This is a genomic window from Streptomyces sp. NBC_00190 (assembly GCF_036203305.1).
GTDB lineage: Bacteria > Actinomycetota > Actinomycetes > Streptomycetales > Streptomycetaceae > Streptomyces.
In genome coordinates, this window is the sequence record NZ_CP108131.1 from 3,602,661 (window position 1) to 3,618,919 (window position 16,259).

A 16,259-nucleotide genomic window follows, 5' to 3' on the forward strand; every position below is an offset into this window, starting at 1 on the left:
ACGGGTCCGGCCCCGCCGCTGTCGGTGGCGCCCGCTTCAATGGCCGTCATGGACGAACAGGAAGAACTCCTCTCGGCCGTCCACCACCTGGCCTGGCCGGGTACGGGCGATCTGGCGTGCGACGAGGCAGGACACCCGGCGGGACACGTGTGTCTGCCGCTCTCGGACGAGAACGGCCTCGACTCGATCCAGGAGGCGCTCAGCGGGCGGTACGGACAGCCGCGCAACCTCGCCATGGGCGGGTACGCCGATCCGACCGTGAGCACGCGGACCGGGCTGCCGCTGCTGGCCCCGTTCGGCGAACGGATCGTGGAGATGCGCGCGTGGGCGCACGCGGGCCGGTGGATCGGCTGCGGCACCGCCCGCTTCGACGACGGCGTACGGATCGTGGCGCTGGTCGCGGAGCGGGAGGATCCGGCGGCGGACCTGGCGGAGGTGACGTCCTGGGTGGACGGGGTCGTCGCCGTCACGGGATGTGACACGACCCGCGCGCGTACCGTCGACTGGGAGGCGGTCGAGGCCCGGATCGGGACCGCGCTGCCCGCCGACTACAAGCAGCTCGCCGAGCTGTTCGGGTACGGCGCCTTCGACGGATACCTCCAGCTCCACATACCCGACGCCCCGTACAGGAGCGATGACATCGTCCTGCACACCCAGTGGCTGGGCGAGTGGGCCGCGTCGCACGACAGCGGCCTGTGGGAACCGTACGAGGTGTATCCGGTCCCCGGCGGGCTGCTGGAGTGGGCCTCCTCCGAGCAGGCCGACCAGTTCTTCTGGCTCACCGAGGGCGCGGACCCCGACCGGTGGCCCATCCTCATGAAGGAGGACGTCCCCGACTCGTGGCGGCGGTTCGACGGGACGACCGCCGAGTTCGTCCACCGCCTGCTCACCGACCGCGGGCACCCCTTCTCGACGGCCCGGTACTTCGATACCCACTGGTTCCAGAGCTACGAGACCCCCTAGGGTGCGGCGGATGGACCTCATACTCACGCTGGTCAGCGGGATCGCCTGGACCGTCGTGTACGTGGAGGCGATCCGCGTCGGGCTGCGCGACCGGACGTACGCGATGCCCCTGGCCGCGCTCGCGCTGAACTTCGCCTGGGAGTCGGTCTACGCCGTCCGCGACTTCGCGACCGGGGTCTCTCCCCAGGGCGTGGTGAACGTGGTGTGGGCGGCCGCCGACATCGTGATCATCTCCACCTACCTGCGGTTCGGGCGGCCCGAGCTCCCGCGGTTCGTGACCCGTCCGCTCTTCGCCGCCTGGTCGGTCCTGGTGTTCGCCACCGGGTTCGCCGTGCAGGGGCTGTTCCTCGCCCACTTCGGGGCGCACGACGCCTCCCGCTACTCGGCGTTCCTGCAGAACCTGCTGATGTCCGGCCTGTTCATCGGCCTCTACGCCGCCCGGCAGGGGCCGCGCGGGCAGTCCCCGACCATCGCCGTCGCCAAGTGGCTGGGCACGCTGGCCCCGACCCTGCTGTTCGGCGTACTGGAGCACTCGCCCTTCGTCCTCGGGCTCGGTCTCCTGTGCAGCGTCTTCGACCTGGTCTACATCGGGCTGCTGCTCCGAGACCGCCGCCGCCCGGACCGGGCAGAGTCAGAGGCTGGGGCAGAGGCGGCGGCTTCGGCCCCCGCTCCGGTCAGAAGCCTTCCGGACCCATCACGATGACCGGCTTCGCCGCCGGATCGAGGGTCTCCAGGACCTTCTTCATCGCCTCCTTCGGGATGCCGACGCACCCCTGGGAGGGACCGTCGTGGTCCACGTGGAGCCAGATGTTGCCGCCCTTCTCCTCGCCCTCCGGCTTGGCCTGGTCCAGCGGCGAGCGGCCCGGTCGGCGGTTGAAGTCGATGGCGACGACGTAGTCGAAGGACCCCGCCAGGGACTCGCCGTTCACCCCGCGCCCCGAGGCGACGAAGGCGCGGTCCTTGTCGTACGGGAGCCGGGTGCCGGACGGCGGCGCCAGCAGGCCGCCCGCGTCGGTCAGCGCGAACACGCCCCGCGGAGAGGTCAGGTCGCCGTACGTGCGCTCCTCGGTCGTCGACCAGCCCTTCGCGCCGTTGCGGGCCGGCCAGCTCTCGACACGCGCCCAGTCGGCGCCGGCCGCCGGGCGGGTGTAGAGCGTGGCGGTGGACTCCGAGGAGTCCGGGGCCTTGCCGGTGACCAGGACGAGCTGACGGGACTCGGCCGGGATCCGTGCAAGCGTCTGCTCGCTGATGCCGGTCAGGCCCTGGAGGACGTCTCGGGGCGCGTCGCGGGGGGTGTCGCGGGGCGCGTCGCGGTGGGCGTCGCGCGCCGCGCGGTCCGACGCCGGCGGCCGGTGGTCCGCCCGCGCCTGCGACACACTGCCGACGGCCTTCTGGTCGACGGCGTACACCCAGCCCGCGGCGAAGGTCACCAGGCCGAGGGCGGCGGCGAGGACCACCCGGCGGCGGGACCTGCCCGACGTCTTGCGAGGTCGGGCAGGCGTGCGGGTACGGAAACGGGAGCGGGCTCGGCGGTGCTTGCTCATCAAACCGACCGTACATCAGCCGGTCTTCATCGCGGCTGAACGCTGCGCTTCCGACAAAAAGTCTGCCACCGGGAATCCGGCCCGTACCCATCGGGCCGCCGCCCGGCGCAGGGCATGCCCCTGCGAGGGATCACGGGCGTACGCTGATTCGATGCGAACTCCACGTCACGCAGCGCGTGTTGTCATCCTGTCCCCCGCCGGGTCGGTGTTCCTCTTCCGCGAGGACAACGTGGAGGTCGGCATCCACTGGCTGCCGCCCGGCGGCGGGATGGACCCCGGCGAGAGCCCCGAGGAGTGCGTGCGCCGCGAACTCCGCGAGGAGACCGGCTGGACCGACCTGGAGCCCGGGCGGCTGCTGTGCACCTGGGAGCACGACTTCACGCACCAGGGGATCCCCGTCCGCCAGCACGAGCACATCTACCTCACCTCGGGCCCGCGCCGCGAGCCGGTGCTGGAGGACCCCGGCATCCACTGGCAGTGGCTGCCCCAGGAGCGCCTGGCCACCCTCGGTGAACCGCTCTGGCCACCGCGCCTGCCCGACCTCCTGGCGAACGCACCGGCGGAACCGGTCCACTTGGGGCTGCTCGCGTAGGGGTGGGTGGCTCAGGTGGCGGCCGAGGGCCGCAGCGCGGCGACGGTCTCCTCGGCCAGGAGCCGCGCCTCGGCCACCGTCGCCACCAGCTGCTCGGCCGTGGCGCCGGGCGCCCCCAGCAGGGCGCGGACCCGCGGGCCGAAGCCGGGCGGCGCGCCCGGCAGCGTCTCGGCGACGGCCAGCGCGCCCTTCTCGTTGAGGCACCAGCGCCGGTCCTCGGCGTACAGCGCCTGCACCAGCACGCCCACCGCCCGGGACAGGCAGAGCGAGACGTGGAGCACGTCCGCCCGGGCCGCCCCCTTCGCCGCGGCGGCGACCAGGAACTCCGCCTCCCAGGCACCCGCCATGAGCGCCTGCCGCAGCGCCTCGGGGTAGTGCGCGGTCCGCCGCCGGAGGTCCGTCAGCTCGCCGCTCGGGTCGGCCAGCACCCGGCCGAGCGCCACCTCGCCCGCGTAGCAGGGCGACCAGAACCCGAGCGGATGCCCCGCCTGCACGCCCACCTCGTACCGGCCCTCCCGGCAGTCCTCCCAGACCCGCCCGACCCGGTCCGCATCCCGCAGGATCCAGTCCACCGCCACCCCGTCGACCGTCAGCCACGCGCCGCCGTTGACCCACGGCCCCCAGCCGCCCGGCCCGGCCACCTCCACCCCGGGGCCGGCGAGCGCGCCGAGCGCGGCGAGATCGAGCGCGCCGCGGTAGTAGACGCCGAGGTCCCAGTCGGAGTCCGGCCGGTGCTCCCCGCGCGCCCGGCTGCCGCCGAGCAGCACGGCGACGACCCCGGGCACCTCGGCCAGGCGGCCGGCCATGTCCTCGATCTTCTTCTGCATGGGGACGATTCTGCCGAGTGGCTGCCCGGGGTCAGCGCTTGGCGCCGGTGGCCTTGGCGTACAGCGCGGCCGCGTAGTCACCGAGGACGGTGCTGGTCGACACGTCGTCGGTGTCGCCGCCCGTCAGGATGCCGATGATCTTTCCGTCGCGGGCGATCCACGCGCTGCCGCTGGTGCCGCCCGGGAAGTCGGCGCAGTCGAAGCGCTGTTCGGTCTCGCTCTCGCGGACGGCGACCGCCGTGCAGGTACGGGGAACCTTGCGGTCGGCGGGGTAGCCGGTGACGGTGACCTCCTCGCCCGCGCGGCCGCTGGTGTCCAGCACGGCCGCGCCGGTCACGCTCTCGATGGTGCGGCCCTTGGCGTCGGGGGCCAGGCGGGCGAAGGCGAGGTCGTAGTCGTCGTCCGTACCCTCGGCCCAGCGGCCGTCCTCGAAGACTTCCTCCAGCTTCCATGTGCCGTACGGGGCCTGGCCATTCGCGTACGCAGGTGCGAAGACGGCGGTGCCGTTGCCCTGTTGTCCGTCGAGCAGGCAGTGCCCGGCGGTGACGATCATGTTCCGGCCCGGGCTGTGCACCACCGTGGCGGTGCAGAAGTGATCGCTGTCCAGACCGTCCGTGAAGAGGGCGCCGGTGAAGGCCGCGGGCCCACCGGGCGGGGGTGTGACGGCGGGCGGCAGCGAGCCCCCGGGCGGGGTGGAGAGCTGAGGCTTTGCCGCTTGCGAACGTGACGGCGCGGTCGGCGAACCCGTCGGCCCCGCCTTCACCCGCACGGACTGAGCCCCGTCGGGCGGCGGCACCAGCTCGGCCACCGCGGCGGAGGCTCCCAGAGCCGCCGCAGCACACAGCACCGTTGTCACCAGGGTCCGCTTGTCCACCGGCATGATGATCCTTCCGATTTGCCCTGGCGAAGCATGCCCCGGAGGCGGGTTCGGTTGCAAGGGGCCCATCGGCCGATCCCCGCCTCCCGCTGCCCTGCGGGGCCGTGGCGAAGTCGCCGGGGACCACGGCCGCGACACCGGCGCCCCACCGGAAGTGGGGCGCCGCGCACCTCAGGGCCCGTGCCGGCCGCTCCGCCCGGGCTGCCCGGCTACGCCCCCGGCCCCGCCCACAGGCCCTCCGGCGTCAGGCCCAGCAGGTCGATCGCGTTGCCGCGCACGATGCGGTCGATCGCGTCCGGGGGCAGGTGGCCCATCTGGGCCTCGCCGACCTCGCGGGACTTCGGCCAGGTCGAGTCCGAGTGCGGGTAGTCCGTCTCGTAGAGGACGTTGGCGACGCCGATCGAGTCCAGGTTCTTCAAGCCGAAGGCGTCGTCGAAGAAGCAGCCGAAGACGTGCTCCGCGAAGAGCTCCGACGGCGGGCGGTGGACCTTGTCGGCCACGCCGCCCCAGCCGCGGTTCTCCTCCCAGACCACGTTCGCGCGCTCCAGGATGTACGGAATCCAGCCGATCTGGCCCTCCGCGTACATGATCTTCAGGTTGGGGAAGCGCTCGAACTTGCCGCTCATCAGCCAGTCGACCATCGAGAAGCAGCAGTTGGCGAAGGTGATGGTGGAGCCGACCGCCGGCGGGGCGTCCGCCGAGGTGGACGGCATGCGGGACGAGGAGCCGATGTGCATGGCGATGACCGTGCCGGTCTCGTCGCACGCCTGGAGGAAGGGGTCCCACTCGTCCGTGTGGATGGACGGGAGGCCCAGGTGCGGGGGTATCTCCGAGAAGGCGACCGCCCGGACGCCGCGCGCCGCGTTGCGGCGGACCTCGGCCGCGGCGAGGCGGGCGTCCCACAGGGGGATCAGGGTCAGCGGGATCAGCCGGCCCCGCGCGTCCGGGCCGCACCACTCCTCCACCATCCAGTCGTTGTACGCCCGGACGCCGAGCAGCCCCAGCTCACGGTCCTTGGCCTCGGTGAAGGTCTGGCCGCAGAAGCGCGGGAAGGTGGGGAAGCAGAGCGCCGACTGGACGTGGTTGACGTCCATGTCCGCGAGACGGTCGGGAACCGAGAAGGACCCCGGGCGCATCTGCTCGTAGGTGATGACTTCCAGTTTGATCTCGTCGCGGTCGTACCCGACAGCGGTGTCGAGGCGGGTGAGCGGCCGGTGCAGGTCCTCGTACACCCACCAGTCGCCGATCGGGCCGTCGTCACCCTTGGCCCCCATGACAGGAGCGAACTTGCCGCCGAGGAAGGTCATTTCCTTCAAGGGGGCGCGGACGACCCGCGGGCCGGTGTCCTTGTACCTGGACGGGAGCCGGTCCCGCCAGACGTGGGGGGGCTCAACCGTGTGGTCGTCCACCGAGATGATCTTCGGGAAGGTCTCCATGGCCCATACGGTAGCGCTGATCTGACGAGTCGTCAGCTAGTTGGAGGCCGATCGGCCCGGGACGGGCTGACGTGTACGCGCGAGACAGGGCAGACTGACCATTACACCGACGGAAGGCAGGGGGGACGACAGATGGACGGCGTACCGGCCATCCCGCACCCGCGGAACCCGCGGAACCACCCCGAGGCATCCCGGACCACCCGCAAGAGCGCAGCCCCCGCACGCGCGGCCGCCCCCACGGACCCGGCCGCCCCCACGGACCCGGCCGCCCTCGCGAAACCGGCCGCCGCGTTCCCCGACGGCGCCGCCACGGCCTCGGCCCCCGCCCCCACCCCCGCAGGGTCCCGCTTCGCCGTCCTCGGCCCCATCCGCGCCTGGCGCGGCGCCGAAGCACTGCCCTCCGGCACCCCCCAGCAGCGCGCCCTGCTCGCCACGCTCCTGCTGCGCGACGGCCGCACCGCCACCGCGCCCGAGCTCATCGACGCCATCTGGGGCGAGGACCCGCCGCAGCAGGCCCTCGCCACCATCCGGACGTACGCCTCCCGCCTGCGCAAGGTCCTCGACCCCGGGCTGCTCGTCACCGAGTCCGGCGGGTACGCCATCCGGCTGCGCTCCACCGCCACCCTCGACCTCGGCGTCGCCCGCAGCCTCGTCACCGACGCCGAGACGGCGCGCGAAGCCGGTGACCGCGCCCTCGCCCGTACGCTGCTGGCCCGCGCCCTGGACCTGTGGGACGGCGAGCCCCTCGCCGGAGTCCCCGGCCCCGCGGCCGCCACCGAGCGCACCCGGCTCGCCGAGTGGCACCTGCAACTGCTGGAGACCCGCCTCGACCTCGACCTGGAGGTCGGCCACCACGCCGAGGCCGTCTCCGAACTCACCGCGCTCACCGCCGCCCACCCGCTGCGCGAGCGCCTGCGCGAGCTGCTCATGCTCGCCCTCTACCGCAGCGGTCGGCAGGCCGAGGCCCTCGCCGTCTACGCCGACACCCGCCGGCTCCTCGCCGACGAACTCGGCGTCGACCCGCGCCCCGAACTCGCCGCCCTCCAGCAGCGCATCCTCAACGCCGACGCCGACCTGGCCCGCGCCGAGGACCCGGCCCCCGCGGCCGCCGCCGCCCATGTGAGGCCGGCCCAGCTGCCCGCCACCGTGCCCGACTTCACGGGCCGCACCAGCTTCGTCGACGAACTCGGCGCCATCCTCTCCGGCGGCGCCGAGGGCCAGGTCATGGCCGTCTCCGCGCTCGCCGGGATCGGCGGCGTCGGCAAGACCACCCTCGCCGTGCACGTCGCGCACGCCGCCCGCCCGCACTTCCCGGACGGCCAGCTCTACGTGGACCTCCAGGGCACCGAGGCCCGCCCCGCCGAGCCGGAGGCCGTCCTCGGCTCGTTCCTGCGCGCGCTGGGCACCCCCGACACCGCCATCCCCGACTCCCCCGCCGACCGCGCCGCGCTCTACCGCTCCACCCTCGACGGCCGCCGCGTCCTGGTCCTGCTCGACAACGCCCGCGACGCCGCCCAGGTCCGCCCGCTGCTGCCGGGCACGGCGGGCTGCGCCGCGCTGGTCACCAGCCGGGTCCGCATGGCGGGCCTCGCCGGGGCCCATCTCGTCGACCTCGACGTGATGAGCCCCGAGGAGGCCCTCCAGCTCTTCACCCGGATCGTCGGGGCCGAGCGCGTCGGAGCCGAACGGCAGGCCGCCCTCGACGTCGTCGGCGCCTGCGGCTTCCTGCCGCTCGCCATCCGGATCGCCGCCTCCCGCCTCGCCGCCCGCCGCACCTGGACCGTGTCGATCCTCGCCGCCAAACTGGCCGACGAACGCCGCCGCCTCGACGAGCTCCAGACCGGCGACCTCGCCGTCAAGGCCACCTTCGAGCTGGGCTACGGCCAGCTGGAGCCGGCCCAGCAGCGCGCCTTCCGCCTCCTCGGCCTCGCCGACGGCCCCGACATCTCGCTGTCCGCGGCCGCCGCCGTGCTCGACCTGCCCGAGTACGACACCGAGGACCTCCTCGAAGCTTTAGTGGACTGCTCCCTCCTGGAATCGGCCGCCCCCGGCCGCTACCGCTTCCACGACCTCGTACGCCTCTACGCGCGTGCGTGCGCCGAACGCGACGAGCAGCCGCCGGGCGGGCGCGACGCCGCCCTGGACCGGCTGCTGGACTTCTACCTGGCCACCGCCTCCGGGGTCTACGCCCTGGAACGCCCCGGCGACCGCCTCCCCGCGCACCTGTCCGACACCAACTACCCCGGGCTGGTCTTCGGCGAGCCGCGCGCCGCCCTGGACTGGCTGTACGCCGAGGCCGACCCGCTGCTGGCGTGCGTACGGCAGGCCTCCGCGCGCACCGACGAGACAGAGGTCCTGCGCCGGGCCGTGGACCTGCTGTGGGCGGCCAAGGACCTCGCCGAGTCGGGAGCCAACTCCAAGCAGTACGAGTCGGCCGCCATGGCCCTGCGCGACGCCGCACACGCCGCGCAGGACCCGCGCTCGGAGGGGCGGGCCCGGACCACCCTCACCATGGTCCACCTCTTCACCGGCCGATTCGCCGAGGCCGACGACGAGGCCCGCCAGGCCACGGCGCTCGCCCGCGAGGCCGGCGACCCGCTGCCCAGCTGCTGGGCGCCCAACGACCGCGGGATCATCGCCCTCTACCAGGGCCGGCACGCGGACGGCGAGCGGTACCTGCTGGAGGCCATCGAGAACTTCCGCGCCGACGGCAACAACATCGGCGAGGCCAGCGCGCTGTGCAACCTCTCCCGCATCCACGTGGAGCTGGGCCGCCTCGCCAGCGCGATAGACCTCGCCCAGCAGGGCATCGCCATCTACGACCGGATGGGGCTGACCCTGCGGCTGGCCAACGGCCGCTACGCGCTCGGCATCGCCCTCACCCAGGCGGGCCGGCTCGGCGAAGCACTGGCGCAGCTCGCCGAGGCGCTGTCGCTGTTCCACGACAACCGCCAGCCGCTGTGGGAGGGCGTGACCCACTTCAGGCTCGCCGAGGCCCATCTGGCCGCGCGCCGGCCGACGCTGGCCGCCTCGCACGCCGAGCAGGCCATCGCGCTGCGCGGGATCGGCGGCGAGTGGCGGCGGGCGACCGTGCTGACGGTGCTGGGCAGGGCGCTGCGGCAGCTGGGGCAGACGGACCGGGCGCGGGCGTGCTGGCGGGAGGCGGAGACGGTGTTCAGGCAGCTGGGATCGGCCGAACTGGCCGAAGTGCAGGCCCTGCTGGCCTCGGAGCTCGCGGCCTGACCCTTGGGCACCGGCACCGGTACCGGAACGGGCACAAGCACGAGGAACGATATGAACGAGTTGATCGCCGTCCCGCCGGGGCGTGTGACGCTGTCGGACCGGCGGACACAGCGGAGCTGGACCGTCGAGGTCCCGCCGTACCGGCTGGCGGCGTTCCCGGTCACCCAGGCGTTGTACGCGCGGGTCACCGGGGAGCGGCCGGGAAGCGGGCAGGGGGACGGGCTGCCCGTCGAGGGCGTTTCCTGGTGGGACGCGGTGCGGTTCTGCAACGCCCTGTCCCGGCAGGACGGGTTCACGCCCGCGTACCGGCTCGATGCCGAGGGCGAGGAGCTCGGCGCCGGCGCCGGCGTCGGCGTCGAGTGGGACGCGTCCGCCGACGGGTACCGGCTGCCGACCGAAGCCGAGTGGGAGCACGCCTGCCGTGCCGGTACGACCGGACCGCACTACGGGCCGCTCGACGAGATCGCCTGGTACCGGGGCAACTCGCAGGAGCGCATCCACGAGGTGGGCGGCAAGCGGCCCAACGCGTGGGGCTTCCACGACATGCTCGGCAACGTCTGGGACTGGTGCTGGGACGTCTACGACCCCGAGGTCTACGGCACCTACCGGGTGCTGCGCGGCGGTGGCTGGTTCGACGAGCACTGGAGCTGCCGGGCCTCGGCGCGGCGCCGCAGCCACCCGACCTTCCGGGTCGACGACGTGGGCTTCCGCCTGGCGCGCTCCGCAAGGCGCTGACCTGCGACGGAGCAGGTCGGCGTCAGGTCGACGTCCGATGAATGAGGCGTTCATCGTTCGTTTATCGCCCCACGACAGTATTAGTGCATCGACCCGGCGCGTCGGGGGGCATCCGGGTCGGTTGGAGGACTACCCGTTCGGCGATCCTCGGGGGAATCGCCGAACGGGCCCGACCCATCCATCAGGAGATCCGATGACGACGAACGAGAACATCCTGCCGACCGACGGCGACATCAAGCCGCTCGACAACCACGCCTCGGGCATCGAGATCAAGCCGCTGGAGAGCCCTGCACCGGGCGTCGACATCACGCCGATGGACAACCACGCCTCCGGCATCGAGATCAAGCCGCTCGACAACCACGCTTCGGGCGAGGAGATCCAGACGCTGGACAACCACGCGTCCGGCCCGCGCCCGTAAGACGCACACGGCACGACGTACGACGCACAGCGAAAGACGTACGGGGGATCAGCGGGGGAATTACGGGGGAACGGCGGCCGCGGTGGCCTGGAGGGGGAGCCACCGCGGCCGCCGCACGCGTGCGTCCGCGTGCCCCTACGCTGGGTGTGTGTTCACCACCCACGGGCCGAGCGTCCGAGAACTCGCCGTGCAGGGCCTCTCCTCCGTCGAGCGGGGCTACGACCTGCTGGCGCCCAAGTTCGACCACACGCCGTTCCGCACCCCGGACCGGATGCTCGATGCCGTCGAGGAGACCCTCGCCCAGCGGGAGGGCTCCTTCGGCGCCGGGCTGGACGTGTGCTGCGGCACGGGAGCGGCGATCGGGATGCTGCGGCGGCTGTGCCGGGAGCGCGTCACCGGGGTGGACCTGAGCACGGGCATGCTGGCCGAGGCCGCGCGGTCGTACCCGGACGAGCGCGTGGACTTCGTACGGGCCGACGCGCGGGCCCTGCCGCCCGCGCTCGGGGACTCGTACGACCTGGCGGTGAGCTTCGGGGCGTTCGGGCACTTCCTGCCGGCCGAGCGGCCCACCCTCTTCTCCCAGGTCCACGGCGCGCTGCGCGAGGGCGGGGTCTTCGCCTTCCCGATCGGCGCCCCGATCCCGCCGAGTTCGCCGCTGTGGTGGGCGGTGGCCGGTTTCGACGCGGTGATGCGGGTGCGCAACGCGGTGTGGCGGCCCCCCTTCGTCATGTACTACCGGACCTTCCCGCTGGGCGGTGTCCGCGCCGACCTGCGGGCGGCCGGCTTCACCGTGGAGACCGTGCCGCTGGAGCACTTCGGCCGCACCCCGCAGGGCGCACCCCGCTGGCGGCTGGTCCTGGCCCGGCGCCGCCCCTCGGACACGGCGCGGGCGTAGAGCCCCCCACGCGCACCGGCCCGGACCCGAGGTCGGGTCCGGGCCGGTGCGGGCCGATGCGGCTCAGCGCAGGGTGAACGGTGCCACGTGGGTCGTGGTGTCCGCTCCGCTGATGGTGAACCGCAGGTTGTAGCTGCCGTCCGCCATCCCCTTGGTGGGGAGGTTGACGATGTAGCCGCCCAGACCCGCGTCGTACCGGAACGGGGTCGTGAACGGCCTGGTGGTGGGGCCGACGACCTGGCTGGGTGTGAGGGTGATGCCAGGACTGGACAGGTTGACTCCGTTGACGTCGCAGATCCGGAGCCTGATCGGGATCGTGCTGTTCCCGCCGCGGATCGGCCGGCTCGGGTCGTAGAGCAGACAGATCCGGTACGCCACGGTGTACGTGACGCTCTTGGTGGCCGGGTTGGCGGCGACGTCCGTGGCGTTCACCGTGAAGGTGCGCGACCCGAACGTCGAGGTGTCGACCGGGCTGCCGTTCGGGACCGTACCGACGCAGCTCGCCACACCGGAGGTGGCGTCCGCGCACGAGTAGGACGCCGTGACCGACTCGTGGAACAGGTACGTGCCGGCCGTCGGGCGCACGATGGTGATCGTCGGCGCTGCGGTGTCGAGGCGCACGGTGACCGTCCGCGGCGCGGACGTGTTGCCGGCGTTGTCGGTGGCGGTGAACGTCACCGTCGTCACGCCGTCCGTCGTGACCGGCACGGCGGCGCTCGCTCCGGACACGTCGGTGGATGCGATCGGCTGGGCGCCGCTCGCGCTGTACGTGATCTTCTGGACGCCCGAGCCGCAGGACCCGTCACCGGCGCTGATGTTGACGGTCGCCGGGCTGCTGTTGTTCCAGCCGGCGCCGTTCGGCGATGGCGTAACGCTCGCGGAGGCGGTCGGCGCGGACGTGTCCGCGTCGTACGTGAACTTGTCGGCGCCGGTGATCGGGCTGGTGCCGTTGGGCGTGGTCACGGTGACGTCCACCGTGCCCCGTGCCTGCGGGGGTACCCGCGCGGTCAGTTCCTCCGGCCCGATGACGTTGACGTTCGTGGCGGCCACGGAGCCGAAGCGCACGGTAGTGCCGCTCGTGGGGAACTCCGTGCCGCGCACCGTCACGGTGTTCACGCACTGGGCCAGTTCGGGCGCGTGGTTCGGGGCGACGCTCGTAACGGTCGGCGGGGACAGCGTGACGCGGTCCATCGCGGTGCCCCAGTCGCCGCCGAAGGTCGTGGTGTGCCCGATGGCGCCAATCTGCTGGACCGTCCAGACATCCTTGCGGTTGCTCGGATCGCGGGCCGTACCCGAATAGTCGCCCCAGCGGCTCTCGCCGTTGCAGCGGCATGCGTAGGCCTCGCTGCCCGCGGCGTAGAAGTCACCGAAGGTGGTGGCCGGGAAGTTGCCGCCCGGCACTCCGATCGCGACCGCGCCGGGGAACAGGGTGGACGAGGAGGCGGTGAAGCCCGCGAACAGGTCGTCCTCGTCGTTCAGGGTCAGCGAGCCGTAGTAGATGTCCCCGCCCACGAGACCGAGATTGAGGTTGGTGGCCAGGCTCTGGCCCCCGCCGGTCGCGATCTGGACGAAGCGCTGGCAGGCGTGGGTCGCGGTGTCGCCGATGGGGGTGCAGATGACGTTGAAGACGCCCCACAGGTGGTTGTTCTGCCAGGCGACCGACAGCATCCGGTCGTCGTTGGTCTCGATGGTGGCATCGCCCCCGGCCGGCTGGGCAGCCGCAGGCGGCGGGGCGGCGGCTCCAATGGCAATGGTGTTCACCGACTGGTTGACCGTGCTGACGCCGGGCACGCCGGTGATCGTGGTCACCTTCACGTCGGTGCCCGCGTGCTCCATCGCGAGCTGGTCGTTGATCGCCGAGAGCGAGGTGGCCGGGACGACGTCGGACTTGCTGATGTCCTGCGCGAACGTCGTGAAGCTGACCGTTCCTCCGGCCAGCAGGTCGGCCTTGTTGGCGACCACGGTCGCCGAGCCCAGGAACGGCGGCTCGGCTTTGCTGTTGTCGAAGTTGTTCCAGGTCAGCGTGACCTTGTCGCCGCTGTAGCCGAGGTTCGGCCGGTCCTGCTGGACGTTCGAGGTGTTGCTCCCGGCGATGTAGACGGACCAGTCCCCGCGGGGGTCGGAGCTGTCACTGACCGCGACGTCGACCTCGTCGCCGCCGGCGGGGAGCCCCTCGTACGCGGCGAAGAAGCGACCGGACCCCTCGTCGTAGTGCACCCGAGGATCGGTACCGTCACCTGCCGGGAAGCCGAAGAACGTTCCCAGGTCGAACGGGGAGCCCACGGCGTTGCCGGCCTTGTCGTAGATCTGGCCCGTGGTGTTCACCATCTGGATGATGTAGGTGGGCCCGACCGCGAGATTGGTGTCGGAGGGAGCGTTGGTGTTCACGTTCCCGAGTGTGGAGAAGGTCTTCAGACGCTCCACGACGGCCGAGGACGGCACCGTCTTCGGGGACGCCGTGGCCTTCGGCGTCAGCAGCGCGGTGGTGACCGGCAGGGTCGGCTGCCGCCCCGGTTCCGCGGCCGCCGCCCGCCTCGGAGGGACGAGGTAGGGCCGCACCTGCTTCTCGACGGGCCGCTTCGGCCGGGGCAGCGTGCGTACGTCCACGCGCTTCTTCACACGGACCCGCGACAGCTTCCCCTCGCCGTCCGCTCGCGACGGGCTGCTGGCCGTGGACGGGGCGCTGGGACGCGGCTCGGCCGCCGCCCCGCCGACGGGTGCGGCCACGGTGAGCGTCACGGCGAGCGTGAGGAGAAGGGCGCGCGGCCAGCCGCGTACGGCGCGCATCACCCGTCGGTTCACTCGGAGAAGGCGTCTCGACGACATGGGCTCCCCCCTTCGGCCCTTGTCGGAAGTGCGGTCCCGCCTGCGGATCGGCAGCGGGCGGTCGGTGTCCTGCGGTAGCCGGTGATCACGACCGGGTGTCTATCGGACGGGCCCGTCACCGGCTTCTGTCCGCGCCAAGGTTCGCCGACGCTTCCCTCGTACGGCCTACCTCGTTTCGCGCAGCTCCCGCTTGAGGACCTTTCCGCTCGCATTGCGCGGCAGTTCGGTGACGAACTCCACCGCGCGCGGCACCTTGTAGTTGGCCATTTCCCGCCGGGACCAGGCGATCAGGTCGTCGGCGGTGAGGGTGGAGCCGGGCCGGCGGACCGCGTACGCCTTGCCGACCTCGCCGAGCCGCGGGTCCGGGACGCCGACCACGGCCACGTCCGCGATGTCCGGGTGGAGGCCGATGAGCTGCTCGATCTCGGCGGGGTAGGCGTTGAACCCGCCGACGATGAACATGTCCTTGATCCGGTCGGTGATGCGCAGGTTGCCGCCCGCGTCGAGCACTCCGACGTCGCCGGTGCGCAGCCATCCCTCGGCGGTGACGGCATCGGCGGTCTCGGCCGGGTCCTCGAAGTAGCCCCGCATGACGTGGTGGCCCCGGACCCACACCTCGCCGGCCGTGCCGGCGGACAGGGCGCCGCCTTCGGGTCCGGCGATGCGGACCTCGGTGCCGGGGATGGGCCGGCCCGAGGTGGCGGCGATGACCTCCGCCGGGTCGCCGCGCCGGCACATGGTGACGATGCCGCTGGCCTCGGAGAGCCCGTACGCGGTGAGGACGGCTCCGATGTGCAGCTCTCCGCGGAGCCGCTCGACGAGCCTGAGCGGGACCACGGCCGCGCCGGTGACCACCAGGCGCAGGGCGGTCAGGTCGTGGTGGTCACGCTGGGGGTGGTCGAGGAGTGACTGGTGGAGGGTGGGCGGGCCGGGGAGTACGGAGATGCGCTCGGCGGCGATGTTGGCGAGGACGGTGTCCACGTTGAAGACGGGCTGGGGGACCATCGTGGCGCCGCGCATCAGGCAGGCGATGATCCCGGCCTTGTAGCCGAAGGTGTGGAAGAAGGGGTTCACGATCAGGTAGCGGTCGCCCTCGCGCAGTCCGGCGAGCTCGCTCCAGACGGCGTAGCAGCGCAGGGACTGGGCGTGGGTGATGACGGCGCCCTTGGGGCTGCCGGTGGTGCCGGAGGTGAAGATGATGTCCGAGGGGTCGTCGGGCCGGATCGCTTCGGCACGTTCGCGGACCGCCTCGGCCGGTACGGGGTCCCCGCCCGCGAGGAAGTCCTTCCAGGTGCGGAAGGACTCGGGGGCGTCCTCGGCGAGGACGACGACCTGCTCCAGGTGCGGCAGCCCGGGCAGCGGCCCGGTGCCGGGGCCCTCGGCCGCGGCACGGCGCAGGGAGGCGACGTACGAGGTGCCGAGGAAGGTGCCGGTGACGAAGAGGAGCCTGGCCCGGCTGCGCCGCAGGACGTACGCGGCTTCCGTGCCCTTGAAACGGGTGTTGAGGGGGACGAGGACCGCGCCCGCGGAGACGGCGCCGAGCGCGGAGACGATCCACTCCAGGGTGTTGGGGGCCCAGACGGCGACCCGGTCGCCGGGCTCGACTCCGGCGGCGAGGCAGGCGGCCGCGGCGCGCTCGACGCGCTCGCCGAGCTGCGCGTAACTGATCCGGACGCGGCCGTCGACGACGGCCTCGCGGTCGGCGTACCGTGCCGCCGACGCCCGGACCAGTCCGGCGATGCTGCCCCAGCGAAGGTCCCCGCGGGGGTCGTCGTGCTCGTCCTCGCGCCGCACCTCGCGCGCGTCCCCGTATATGTCCCCGTGCGCGTCCTCGTCCATCGTCCGCCCCTCCCCGGTACCAGTAGCTGACTATCCGTCAGATTAGCTGTAGCCTTCGCGGCTG

At 72.7% G+C, this 16,259-nt stretch carries 13 protein-coding genes; 7 read left to right on the top strand and 6 right to left on the bottom strand.

Going from position 1 to position 16,259, the window contains the following annotated elements; all coding sequences use genetic code 11:
- The first annotated feature begins 48 nt into the window (after positions 1-48).
- Both OG429_RS17270 and OG429_RS17275 read left to right on the top strand, forming a co-directional pair.
- On the top strand, positions 49-963 hold the full coding sequence (locus OG429_RS17270; protein WP_328926208.1) for a hypothetical protein: 915 nt from the start codon (positions 49-51) through the stop codon (positions 961-963).
- Positions 964-973: 10 nt separating this feature from the next.
- Positions 974-1,666 (top strand): transmembrane-type terpene cyclase, encoded by a 693-nt coding sequence (locus OG429_RS17275; protein WP_328926209.1) that lies wholly within the window; start codon positions 974-976, stop codon positions 1,664-1,666.
- On the opposite strand, the gene OG429_RS17280 is transcribed toward OG429_RS17275, so the two are convergent.
- Positions 1,638-2,507, bottom strand: coding sequence for a L,D-transpeptidase family protein (locus tag OG429_RS17280; RefSeq protein ID WP_328926210.1), 870 nt, complete (start codon positions 2,505-2,507; stop codon positions 1,638-1,640). The two genes, OG429_RS17275 and OG429_RS17280, sit on opposite strands and share 29 nt — an antisense overlap.
- A 151-nt stretch (positions 2,508-2,658) precedes the next feature.
- Between OG429_RS17280 and OG429_RS17285 the strand changes: the two genes are divergently transcribed.
- Positions 2,659-3,099: an NUDIX hydrolase gene (locus OG429_RS17285; RefSeq protein ID WP_328926211.1), complete on the top strand. Its 441-nt coding sequence runs from the start codon at positions 2,659-2,661 to the stop codon at positions 3,097-3,099.
- Positions 3,100-3,110: 11 nt separating this feature from the next.
- Here the strand turns inward: OG429_RS17285 and OG429_RS17290 are convergent, their stop codons facing one another.
- The 3 genes from OG429_RS17290 to OG429_RS17300 all read right to left on the bottom strand — a co-directional run bounded on the left by OG429_RS17290 (position 3,111) and on the right by OG429_RS17300 (position 6,239).
- The gene (locus OG429_RS17290; RefSeq protein ID WP_328926212.1) at positions 3,111-3,926 is read right to left on the bottom strand and encodes a DUF4037 domain-containing protein; all 816 of its coding nucleotides are present in this window, start codon (positions 3,924-3,926) and stop codon (positions 3,111-3,113) included.
- A 31-nt stretch (positions 3,927-3,957) separates the two neighbouring features.
- Positions 3,958-4,806, bottom strand: a complete 849-nt coding sequence (locus tag OG429_RS17295) for a trypsin-like serine peptidase (protein ID WP_328926213.1) — start codon at positions 4,804-4,806, stop codon at positions 3,958-3,960.
- Positions 4,807-5,012: 206 nt separating this feature from the next.
- Entirely contained in the window at positions 5,013-6,239 is a 1,227-nt protein-coding gene (locus OG429_RS17300) for an amidohydrolase family protein (protein ID WP_328926214.1), read from the bottom strand.
- Between the two features lie 132 nt (positions 6,240-6,371).
- On the opposite strand from OG429_RS17300, the gene OG429_RS17305 reads away from it, so the two are divergent.
- From OG429_RS17305 to OG429_RS17320, 4 genes are all read left to right on the top strand, one after another.
- Complete coding sequence (locus tag OG429_RS17305; protein WP_328926215.1) at positions 6,372-9,482, top strand: AfsR/SARP family transcriptional regulator; 3,111 nt, start codon at positions 6,372-6,374, stop codon at positions 9,480-9,482.
- 51 nt (positions 9,483-9,533) lie between these two features.
- Positions 9,534-10,217: a formylglycine-generating enzyme family protein gene (locus tag OG429_RS17310; RefSeq protein WP_328926216.1), complete on the top strand. Its 684-nt coding sequence runs from the start codon at positions 9,534-9,536 to the stop codon at positions 10,215-10,217.
- Between the two features lie 193 nt (positions 10,218-10,410).
- Complete coding sequence (locus tag OG429_RS17315) at positions 10,411-10,635, top strand: hypothetical protein (protein ID WP_328926217.1); 225 nt, start codon at positions 10,411-10,413, stop codon at positions 10,633-10,635.
- Positions 10,636-10,783: 148 nt separating this feature from the next.
- Positions 10,784-11,530, top strand: a complete 747-nt coding sequence (locus tag OG429_RS17320; protein ID WP_328926218.1) for a class I SAM-dependent methyltransferase — start codon at positions 10,784-10,786, stop codon at positions 11,528-11,530.
- Between the two features lie 63 nt (positions 11,531-11,593).
- Here the strand turns inward: OG429_RS17320 and OG429_RS17325 are convergent, their stop codons facing one another.
- Positions 11,594-14,317, bottom strand: coding sequence for an IPT/TIG domain-containing protein (locus tag OG429_RS17325; protein ID WP_328926219.1), 2,724 nt, complete (start codon positions 14,315-14,317; stop codon positions 11,594-11,596).
- 204 nt (positions 14,318-14,521) lie between these two features.
- Positions 14,522-16,195, bottom strand: coding sequence for a FadD3 family acyl-CoA ligase (locus OG429_RS17330; protein WP_328926220.1), 1,674 nt, complete (start codon positions 16,193-16,195; stop codon positions 14,522-14,524).
- Positions 16,196-16,259: the final 64 nt, after the last annotated feature.